General features: G+C 50.5%; 2 protein-coding genes. Both read right to left on the bottom strand.

Going from position 1 to position 12,096, the window contains the following annotated elements:
* Window positions 1-20: 20 nt before the first annotated feature.
* The gene (locus C5I45_RS08205) at window positions 21-5,747 is read right to left on the bottom strand and encodes a type I polyketide synthase (protein WP_107994325.1); all 5,727 of its coding nucleotides are present in this window, start codon (window positions 5,745-5,747) and stop codon (window positions 21-23) included.
* Window positions 5,748-5,786: 39 nt separating this feature from the next.
* Window positions 5,787-12,083 (bottom strand): type I polyketide synthase, encoded by a 6,297-nt coding sequence (locus C5I45_RS08200; protein ID WP_107994324.1) that lies wholly within the window; start codon window positions 12,081-12,083, stop codon window positions 5,787-5,789.
* Window positions 12,084-12,096 lie beyond the last annotated feature (13 nt).

Here is a 12,096-nt window from a genome sequence, read left to right as displayed (position 1 = left end):
TCCGTCATTTTGACAGGCAATCAGATAGTCACAAATTCATGAGGGTTCATTCCCTCGATCGGAATCGGCTTGGTCAGCTTCATCAGCCCCATGCGGGAGATCGGCTGCGTCAGCAGAGTTTCCAGCGCCTGCATCCCTTCCGCCCGGCTGATCAGTCCGAGACCGATTGCACTCAGTCTGTCAAACTCTTCAGAAATGTGATTGTCAGCCCGCTCCCAATACCCCCAGTTCATCACTTTGACCGGGCATGACAGCCGCCCGGAAAGCTCATGGGCAAATGCGTCTTTAAATGCGCACCCCGCCGCATAATGACTTTGATTCGGATTCTTAATATATGAAATAACCGAAGAGAAAAAGAGAATAAAGTCCAAAGACTCTTTCGCAAATACTTCGGCAGTGTTGACGGAAATATCCACTTTCGCCGCAAGGCCGGCGTGAAACTGTGATTCTTCCATATCTTTTACGCTTTCATTCGCAAATACCATCGCTGAATGAACGACGCCGCTGATGGTGCCGTATGTGTTTTTAATCTGTTCATAGGCGCGCTGAAGCGATGGAAGATCAGAAGCATCTGCTGCTATATATTCGGGAGCCGGGCCTGATGGCCGGTACCGGTCTATTTTTTGGCGTATTCGGCTGTCCAGCGGCCGCCTCCCGATCCAGACGACTCGGGCTTTATACGCCGTCACCATATAATCTGTCCAAACCTCGCCGATGCCTCCCGCACCGCCGATGATGACATATACGCCTCCATATCGGTAAGGAACACTTTCAGACGGCCCGCTTTGGACCGGAAGCAATTGAGGCCGGTGCCATTCCTGATGTCTGCGCACCCATGCTTTACCCGTACGGTCGCGGGGCAGGCTGAATATGTCTTCTGCAGGGAAATCCCCCCCGTCTTCAAGATCGACCAGACGGATGTGCCAGCTCGGATGTTCTTTTGCGAGAGACCCGACGAAACCGTGCACACTGGAATGAGCGGGACGCACCTCATCATATTGGGTGATAGGCTGTGCTTGGTGCGTAATCACCGTCATCCCAAGCTGCTCTTTTCCATACCCGAGACCGATAAGAGCTTTGGCCGCTCTGAAAATTTGCAGCACCCCGCTTTTTTGATCATGAATGTAAGAATCAGCCGGCTGAGGGGCAAACCAGATCATATGCTGAATCTCACCGAGACGGCGGAGCCGATCGGATATCACTTCAACGGAAGCACTTTGGCTGCTATCAAATCGCACAGCTTTAGGAAACAATCGTAAAACCGCGTCCGCCTGCCCGTCTGTACCGCCTATGATGACAGCTTTTGCTTCAGAAATGGGGAAGCCGGTTTGGTTGTCTATCGGTTCCGCGTCCCATACCTGCATCAGTTTGACGGCTCCGGTAAGGTTACCCGGCAGATCGTATTGCTTGTCATCCGTTTCAGCCGGCGCACTTTCGGCCATCCGGGCAGAAAATCCTTTTATTCTTACACACACATTGCCGCGTTCATCACATATATCAATGTCCATTCTTCGCACGGCCGGTGTTTCATGCGTCACAAACACGACCGCCCACATGTTTGGACTGCACGGATGAAAAACGGTCAGTTCATGCAATTCAAAAGGCATTAACGGCTGCTCCGGATAACCCGCTTTATCTTCATTCATAACGCCGATGGCCGCCTGAAAAGCGGAATCAATCAGACTCGGATGGAGCACAAACTGTTCGGCCTCATCACAAACGGAAGCAGGGAGCACCAATTTAGCCAAGGCTACTTTTTCCCCGCAATAAATGTGATCAATTCCTTGATGTGAAGGTCCGTAAACAATTTCCGCCTTTGCAAATGCCGCATAGCAGTCTTCTTTTGACAGCACTTTTTTGCGGCAGCGCGCTTTCAGCTGTTCAATATGCAAAACCGGCGCCTCAGACAGCGGCTCAATCACAGCATTGCCTTCACAATAAATGTCTGAATCGTTTTCATTGCTGTACACTTGAAATGAAACATTGCCGTTATCCTCTAAGGAAAGACCTGTCGTCATACGCAGCGGCTCTTTTTTATGAACGGCCTGGCGTATCCAGCTGATATAGCGCAGCGAAATGCCGGTTTTAGCCGTGTATTCAGCGGCTAACGGCGCGGCAGCCAGTTCAGCCGCGGCTCTCGCCATTTCAAGATAAGCCGCCCCGGGGAGAACACGCTTGTTTCGGACGATATGATCGGCTAAGAAGAATTCATCTCCGTTCAGTACCGTGCTGAATTTTTGTTCTAACAAATCTGATGTATTGCGGTGAAGCAGCGGGTGAAGCCTGCTTTCTGTATTTACGGAAGTGACGGGATGATCGGGCTCCGGTATCCAATAGCGTTCCTTCGCAAACGGATATGTCGGCAGACTCATCCTGCGCGGTTTCTCCTCCCGATACAGCCGCGTCCAGTCTATCTCAAATCCTTTTGACCACAGCTCCGCAAGTTTTTTGTAAGTGCCGCTGTCCGTCCATTTTCGGATCAGCTCCTCCGCATCCTGATCATCATTCAGGAAACCCCTGATTTCCGTTCCGTTATCAGACCGCCCTTGAAAGCAGCCGTCAATCTGCCGTTTTCGTTCTGTAAATTCGGTTAATTTCCTGATCAGGTCCGCTTGATCGTTCACTAAAAAAACAAGCCGTTCTTCCATTGCCAGCCGTCCCGTTTGCAGCGTATACGCCAGTGACCGCAGGGAAAAAGGTTCATCAGGCTGCTTCTCTAAGCCGGACTGACCGAAAAGACCGGAAAGAATATTCTTATGTTTCTCATCGTTTGTCAGACATTCTGCTAAAGTCCGGACGGAAGTATGCTGTATGAGATCAGTCATATCTATTGCCAGCCCGTATTGATCCGTCAGCCGCTCAGAAAACTGTGTCAGCTGCATGACATCCAAGCCGAATTCCTTCCAATCCTGTTCACCATCTACCGAGCCGGCCTCTACATGCAGAACTTCGGCCAGAGCACCGCGCAGCGCATTTTCCAGCTGATTTTGCATTGTATCTGTTTTGTCATAAAGCGGCCCGCTTCCTTCAAGCGCTTTATCTTTGAGAAACATCAGCAGGCGGTCAGCGTATTCCTTCAGCCGCTCCGGATTTTTCGCTGACAGAGGCACGATATACGGTCTCTCTTGATTCTCCGTAATGCCGGGGTTTTTGGGCCTGTACTCTTCTAAAATGAGATGAACGTTTGAACCCGTCGCCCCGAATGAACTGATGCCTGCGCGTCTCGGACAGGAATGTTCACTGCCGTTCTCTGTATACGCCGGCTTTTTCCATGACTCGGTTTTTTGCTGCACGTAAAATGGCGAGTCCTCTAAACGGAGATACGGATTAATCGTCTCTGAGTGCAAAGAAGGGACAAGCGTTTTGTGAAACAGCTGCAAAACCGTTTTATGAAGCCCGCTGATTCCGGCGGCTGATTCCGCATGTCCGATATTCGATTTAACGGAACCGATCGCACAAAATTGCCGATCCTCCGTAAACGTGCGGTAAGCTTTAACAAGACCTTGTATTTCAATCGGATCTCCTAAAGAAGTTCCGGTTCCATGCGCTTCCACATAAGAAATCGTCCTGGGATCGATCCCCGTCTTTTCAAGACATTCAGCTATCATATCCCCCTGCGCCACTGGGCTCGGCACGGTAATCCCGCTGACGGTTCCCACGTGATTGACGGCGCTGCCTTTTATCACCGCATAAATATGATCCTTATCTTCTTCGGCTTTGTGAAGCGGCTTCAGCAGCACGGCCCCGATGCCGTCAGCTGAGACATAGCCTGTGCCGCCTTCGCCGAACGTGCGGCACAGCCCGTCACTCGAATGCATATCCATCAAGCCGTATGTGATATATTTTGTCGGGTGCAATGATAAATTGACGCCTCCGGCAAGAGCTGCTTCACATTCACCGCGTCTCAGACTTTCCGCCGCCATATGGACGGCCGTCAGAGATGACGAACACACCGTGTCAACCGCCATGCTCGGCCCGTGAAAATTGCAGAAATATGAAACCCGGTTTGCGATCGGCGCATAGTTCAAGGGATAAGGAAAGACCAGCCCTTTGGCCGCAGCTTCAGCGCCGGCGAGAGAATAATCCATATGCATCACCCCGGCAAACACACCGACGTTCATTCTCTTATTCGGCCCTTTCGGCTGAACGATTGTTTCCGGGGTATAGCCTGCATCCTCAATCGTTTCCCAGCATGTTTCTAAAAACAATCGTTCTTGCGGATCTTTAGCTTCTGCCTCCCGCGGAGAAATCCGGAAAAATTTCGCATCAAAACAATCCGGATCGTCTATAAAACCGCCCCATTTGGAAATCGGCTTGCCGGACGGCGATCGCAAATGCTCATATTTCCTCGTATCCCAGCGGGAACGAGGCACTTCCGTTACGCTGTTTTCTCCATTTTTTAAATTTGCCCAGAATTCACGAAGATTTTTGGCGCCGGGGTACCGTCCCGCCATCCCGACGATCGCAATATCTCCATTCTGCGTTCCGGCTGACGCCGATTTTTTCACGCGGTTTTGGGTCGTCCTCTTTTTTTCCCGGCGCAAAGGTTCAGCATTTGGATGCCCGCTTTGAGCATGGCCGAAGCCGGCTCCGTAATGTTCGCACAAATATCCCGCCAATTCCGCGATTGTCGTGTATTCAAATAACAGCGTCGGCAGAAGCTGCGTTCCGATTTTTCGTTCAATTTCCTTTACCATGTCCAACAGCCCCGGAGAATCCAGCCCCATTTCATAGTAGCCGATATCCGGGTCAATCTCTTTCACAGGTTTGTTCAATCGGGCGGCAAGCAATTCTTTTAAATAAAGGATGCACTGTTCAGTAAGGCCGGCGGAAGCCTCCGCACGGCGGGGCTCGGAAGGCGCCGGTTCCGCTTGCGGAGCCGGGACGGCATTCCGCCCGTCAGGTTCTTTCTTTTGCCGTTTCTGATTGATCAGTTCCGGGTCCCTCACCCGTTTATTGGCGAAGTTTTTCAGTTCGCCGACTTTTCTGCCTTCCTCATTGAAAAACTCCATTGTCACGTAAACGAGATCTTTCTTACGGGTGACGGATTCTTTTTTTATCTTGGTGATACATGTCGTCTGCAGCAATTCGGCGCAATAAAACGATTCATAAAACAGCGGCAGAAATAATTGCCCCTCCTCCCTCGTCAAAGGAGCGAGATATACATTGGAGCCGATGCTGCTCGCATCTATCAATGCGGGATGAAACATCGCCTCTTCTGCATGTTCCAGCTGATCCTTTTGCACCGACAGATCAATATAAATCGCTTTTTCAGTCTGGTAGACGCTTCCGCAGCCTTTCATTATTCCTGAATGAACCAATTCTTGATCCCTGCATTCCGCGTAAATATCCTCAAGCGGTATTTCTGCCGCCGTTTGTTTTACGGCATCCATCCGGACGCTCTCTTGGAAGCCGGCGGGCTTGACGGAATGCATTTGCGCCGCGGCATATATCTTTGTCTCTGCTGCTTCGTCACCTTGTTTTTGCCCTTTCACCTCTACCTTCCACTGCCCTTCGCCGTTCTCTGTACAGTCAACGGAAAGCAGGATTGTTTCTCCCTGTTCAGGAGCTAAAGGGTGAAAAATCGATAAGTGCCTGAGTTCAAGGCCGGCATGAAAAAAACCGTTTTCTCTGAAAGTCTGATAGATCAGGTCAATATAAGCCAGACCCGGCAGCAGTTCCTTTCCATAGGCTTTATGATGTTTCAGAACGGGATGCTGATTGTTAATAAGAAGCTGCTCTTGCATATGAACTTCCTCCATATCGACGTTCAATTTTCAGCGCAATCAGTAAGTCTTCATTTGTTTCCAAAACGTATTCGGGCGGGACTGATGTGCGTTTTCATGCAGGTTTTCAGCTTTGTCCGGACGGATGGGCCGGCGTTTTAATTCCTGTCTCGGCAAAGGCTTTCTAACCGGGGTATACACCTCCTGCTCCCAGGCTTCCACTATGACATGGGCATTCGTCCCTCCGTCAGCGAAACTGCTGACGGCGGCAATCCGCGGTGAATCCGTCCATTCACGCAGAACGTGCGAAAAATAAAACGGCGAGGCGGACAGATCGTAATGCGTCATCGGCTCTTTGCCCGAAAGGAAAGGCACACGCATTCGGCGCGAGAGCATAAGCACTGTTTTAATGAATCCGGCAATCCCTTCAGCGCATAACGGGTGTCCGATATTCGGCTTCATCGACCCCAATTCGCAAGGCGCGCTGTTTTGCATACGGTACACCGCTTCAATCGCCCTCAGTTCCAAAAGGTCGGTTACTTCAGAGCCTGAACCGTTTGCTTCAATGTAGCTGATATCCTCCGCTTTTCTGCCGCTTTTGGCAAGCGCCTTGGCCATCACTTCTTTCTGCGCCTGTATATTCGGTGTGGCAGGCCCCGCGGTTCTGCCGTCATTGTTTACGGAAATGCCTTTAATGACCGCATGAATCCGGTCCCCGTCTTTTACAGCCTGGGCCGCTGTTTTTAAATACACCATTCCGACGCCTTCTCCCAATACGATGCCTCCGGTGCGGCGGTCAAAAATATGAAACGCAGGCTCTTCGCTTAACAGATTGCGAAGTTCGAACATCCGGTGGGTTTGACCGGATTCCAGCAGACTGACTCCCCCGACCACCGCTGAGTCGATTTCACCGCAAGAAAGCGCCTGTATCGCCATATTCATACCGACAAGCGCTGAAGAACAGGCCGTATCCAAAACGAGACTCGGCCCCTTCAAATCAAAGAACTGAGAAAGATTGGCCGCCAAGTAATTCGGGCCGGCGGCGACTATCGGATTTTTTGCATGCTTCAGACGGTTTTCGTCAGGCATACTGCCGCCGCGTCCTCCTAAATAGACACCGGCTGACCTGCCTTTCATTTCTTGTAAAGAGTAACCGCTGTCTCTGAACAGATGAAGCGCCTCTTCTAATATAAGAAAGGACTGGATATCCATTGCCTTGATGTCTTCTTCGGGAATAAGGAAAAACTCCGGGTCAAAATGCGTTACATTTTTTAAAAGGCCCGCATAATCCGCCTTCTCCGTTTTCCAGCGTTCTTTCGGCACCCTTTGAATAGCCGACGTCCCTTCAGACAGCAGCTTCCAATAAGCTTCAATTGATTCAGCTCCAGGAAAACGGCAGGACATTCCGACAACAGCGATGTCTTGCGCCGCTGCAGCGCCAGAAGACTGAATGACAGCGGCTGCTGTTTGTTTGGGAACGTCCGGGATTACAGGCTGAACCGGTTTTGAAACGGCAGCTTTGATTTCCGGATATGCCGTTTCAAGCCATCCCGCCAGCGCAGCAACCGTAGGGTATTCATACAGCACCGCCGGGTCAAGGTCAGCTTTGATCCTCTTTCCGATCGCTCTGGACACTTGGGCAAGCATGATGGAATCGGCTCCGTAATCTTGAAACGGTGTATCAGATTCAAATCTTGACGGCTCCAGTCTTAATTCCCGGCAGCAAATGCCCGTCAGCCACTCCTCTACGCTTTCTGTCTCACCCTGTACATGCTGCTTTGTTTCGGTAAGGCCGGTTGAAAGCATCAGACGGTCGGGCTCCCATTTTTCCGGGTGAATGACGGCCGGCATAATAACAGATCCGCAATCGCCTGCCATAACGGCATCAAACAGGCTCAGCCCTTCTCTGTCAGTGATGCTTTTTAAACCGCTTTTCAGATACGCCCGGCTTTTTGATTCGCCCATACCCGTTTCTTTCCAGCTCGGCCATTGGATGCTCAGCACCGGAAAACCTTTTGCGGCCGCAAAATAATCCATATAGGCGTTAGCCATGGCATAATCGCTTTGTCCCGCTCCTAATTCCGGCATCACGCCGGACACTGAAGAAAACAGCGCAAAAAATCGGAGAGGCTCCTTGTGCAGCGCTTGATACAAAAGTTCCAGTCCGTCTGTTTTAGGTTCAAGCACGGGCATCATCTGTTCTCTCGTTTTGCGGATAAAGGCGGGATGATCGAGATCTACGGCTCCCGCTGCGTGTATCACGCCTCCAATCGGCCCCATCTTCTCTTTCACCCGGCTGACGGCCTGCTCATATTCAGGGCCGGAAGATACAGACAGCACTTCCGTTCGGACACCTTTTTGTTCGAGCTCTCTGATTCTTCTCACTTTATCGGAAAACGGGGAATTCCGTTTGATATGATCATCCCACTCCGCTTTCGGAGGCATTGTTTCTTTTCCGGTAAGCACGAGTTTCGTGACTCCGTAACGTTCGGCAAAATGCCGGGCGAATAAATATCCGAGTCCCCGGGTCCCTCCGGTGATCCAGAGCGCATGGTCTTTCGGAAATGAAAATTCTTTTTCAGCTAAGCTGTTTGTTTCCTTTAACCGTGCGTGATAGCGCACACCGTTTCGGTAACACACTTCGATGTCTTCAGAATCGCGAAAAAACTCCTCTGCGATCTGGTTTGCGAGCTCGGAATCTTCAGCAGTCCGTTCTGCATCCATATGCCGCGAGCGGATATCCTTATACTCACTTTGGAGCATCCGGTACAATCCGGCCTTTTTTGCACCTGAGAGATTTATCGTTTCATTCGCAAAAGGTTCAAGCCCCTTTGTCACACAAAGCAGCTGAAGCTTTCGGCCGCGGTTTCTGTTGTCGATGAGAGACTGCAGACGATGAATCCAGCCGTCATCATGATTGATTTCCGTCCCGCATCCCGTCACATCAATCAGACCGCCAAATCGGGCCGCGTCCCCGGATATTTCCGGTGATGCAGCGTCAATGATTTCAGACTCGGGGAAATAACGGGACAGCTCAACGGCCAAATTTCCTGTCTGGTGATCAGCGGCTATTCCGATGACGCCCCGCACTTCCTTAGCCGGAACACGGCTGCTTTCTGCCCAGCTTTTCTGTAAAAAGCGGAATTCACGAAATGTTTCAGAATGTGTTTCAGCACCGCGAACATTGTCCGGCGCTGCATCGTCCGGCCAATAACGATCCTTTATAAATGGATAACCGGGAAGGCTGACGCGATGCGGCAGGCTGCCGTTATAAAGCTCTGACCAATCAATCTTCAGCCCTTTTACCCAAAGTTCCAGAAGCTTTGCGAATTTTTTTCTTTTCATCCATTTACGGACGGCTTCCTGCATATCTTCATCCTTAAAAACGGCTAGAATGTCTTTATACTGTTTGCTTTTCCCCCTGAAGCAGCCGTCTGTCCCGCCGTCAATAAAACGCTGCAGTTTTTCCGCTAACTGCTCTGTCGACGTCACGATAAACGCCGCACGTTCTTCCATCGCTTCTCTTCCGGTTTGAAGGGTGTAAGCCGCATCCCGGAGGCTGCGGTCTGTGACGTCATTTTTTCTGATCGCTTGAAGAAGCTGCTGCGCCCGCTGCTTCAGGCTGGCCTCCTGTTTGGCGGATAATAAAATGACTGCGGGATCTTCATCTGTGAATGGCTCAGAAATCTCCCTATCAGGTTCAATATATTCTTCTATCAATATGTGGGCATTTGCCCCGCCCGCGCCAAAAGAAGAGATTCCCGCGATTCTCGGAATCTCTTTCTGCGCTCCGTTTTCCTCAATGACCGGCCGTTTCCAGTCTGCCAATTCACGCTGCACCGCAAACGGCGTCCGGTCAAATGCAATATTCGGATTCAAATTTCGGCAATGTAATGAAGGGGCCAGCTTTCGTTTTTGAAACTGGAGCAGCAGTTTTGTTACACCGGCAATGCCTGCCGCGGCTTCCAAATGCCCGATATTGGATTTAACTGAGCTGATGGCGCAAAAGCCTTTATCTGACGTTTTCGCTTGAAATGCGCGGGTCAAACCGTCAATTTCGATCGGATCTCCGAGTTCAGTGCCCGTGCCGTGGGCTTCGATACAGCTGATCATCCGCGGATGTATTCCTGATTTTTCAAGCGCGCCGGAAATCACGTCAGCCTGGGCGCTCGGACTCGGCACTGTATACCCGTTTGTTCTGCCGCCGTGATTGATATGAGTGCCGCGAATCACCCCGTAAATATGGTCCTTATCAGCCATCGCTTTTGACAGCGGCTTTAACAGCACGGCCCCGACGCCTTCCCCGGGAACAAATCCGTCCCCGCCTTCACCGAAACTTTTGCACGTTCCGTCTTTTGAAAGCATTCGATAGGCGCTGAGCTCCGCATAAGCCGAAGGATGCGTATACACATTCACACCGCCGGCAATCGCCATGTCACATTCGCCGCGAAGGATGTTTTCACACGCTTCATGAATTGCAGTCAGCGAAGATGAGCACATCGTGTCGACCGGCATGCTCGGCCCTTTCAGATTAAGAAAATAGGAAACTCTGTTGGCCGCTGAACTGAACGACGTTTTCGGCTGCAGGGTGCCGCCGTTTTTCCAGTACATTCCGTACCCGTTTTTCGTAATGCCAGCAAAAACGCCGACCCGGCCGTTATACAGATTCTCAAGCTGTTTCTTCGTATAACCGGCATCCTCCAGCACCTGCCAGCACATTTCAATAAAGAGACGCTCCTGCGGGTCCATATTCAAAGCATCACGGGGTGAAATTTGAAAAAACAGCGGATCAAAGAAAGCGGCATCTTTCAGAAACCCGCCCCGCTTACTGTAACTTTTCCCTGCTTTCACGGCCGCTTCGGGATCAGGGTTGTAGTACCTGTCCTTTTCCCAGCGCTCTTCGGGAATTTCGGTCACACAGTCTTTTCCGGCCGCTAAGTTATCCCAGTACTCTTCAAGTGTTTCAGCTTGCGGATAACGTCCGCTGACTCCGATAATCGCAATCCCTTCTTTTGTCTGTTTCTCATTGGAAAAAGCAGGCCGTTTTCTTCGCTTGATAAACGACGGAAGCACCGGAAAATCTTCATTTGCCAAAACCTGTTCTGATATGCCTGAACGGTGCTCATCATCATTTGTCCATTTTCGGCATTCATTCGGATAATCCGTGACAAAGTGAGCTGCCAAAGAGCCCAGTGTCTTATATTCGTAAAAAACCGTTTTGGAAAGGTCACCGAAAAGCAGAGACAATTCGCGGTTCAATTTCGTCACAGTGACTGAGTCGATTCCGTAAGTTTCCAGCGGCTCTTCAGTATCTATGTTGGAAACAGCAATTTTTGCAGTCAGGCCAAAAAGCGTTTTGAGCTGAAGAAGCGTTTGTTCATACAAACGTTCACTGCGGTGTTCGGCATTGGTTTTTCCGGAAGCGCCCGTCTTGATGACAGGCTGCAGCTTCAACCCCGACAGGGAAGCCCATATTTTTCCTTCTCCGTCACATAAATCAATATAAAAGCTCCCCGCCTTCTCTTGTATCTCGGCCCATACCTTGTCAGGACAAGATTCATAAAACAAAAGCTCGTCCAATGAAACCGGGGCGAGCGTTTTATATTCTTTGCCGCCAAGCAGCGCGCATGCCTCTGTCACACTTTGCATCACACAGGGAGGGAGGCCGAATCGGGCGGATTCTTTTTGGTTTGTCAATGGAATTGATATGTCTGCCAGCATCCGTCCTGCTGAGGCGTAAATACGCTCAATTCCTTTCATGTGCTCACTGTATTGAACGGTATCGTTCTGAGTGATGGCTTCAATTTGCTGCTGATCCATCAGGGAACCGCTGTTTTCCATCAAGCGGCTGATATCCAGCATGCCGGGCGCAGCATCAACTGGCTGAATCGTCCCTTGGCTGTACACATCATAATGACTGGAATCAGCAGAAAATGGATTATAAATCTCAAACCTTTTGGCTTCACCCTCTGCGGGTATCAGCCTGATTTCGATATGGAACGGCTCAGCCTCAGTCAGAATGGGCTTTGACCACACGATATGCGTCAGCCGGACAGCCGCAGTCTCCTTTACTGTCAAAACAGCCGCAGCTCTCGCCATTTCCAAAAGAAGTTCTCCAGGCATAAGCTTTTTATGCTGTAAAGAAACATCAGCGAGAAAAAATTCCCGGCCGCTGAAAGCTGCCGAGAATCCCTGTCCCGTTTCATCGGAAATATGCTGCTGAGCAAGCGGATGAAGGGAAGCCGCTTGGCGAAGTCCCATCCGCATATCATAATCGCGCAAAATGCCGATCGCATCCTGTTTTGTCATTTTTTTATTTTTGACGTCAGAAAAAACCCGGTGCAGAAACTCTTTCATATGGTTTCCTCCA

This window comes from Bacillus sp. ZY-1-1, assembly GCF_003047165.1.
GTDB classification, from domain to species: Bacteria; Bacillota; Bacilli; order Bacillales; family Bacillaceae; genus Bacillus; species Bacillus velezensis.
The sequence above is the reverse complement of the archived record's forward strand: the minus strand, read 5'-3'. Positions and strand labels throughout refer to the sequence as shown.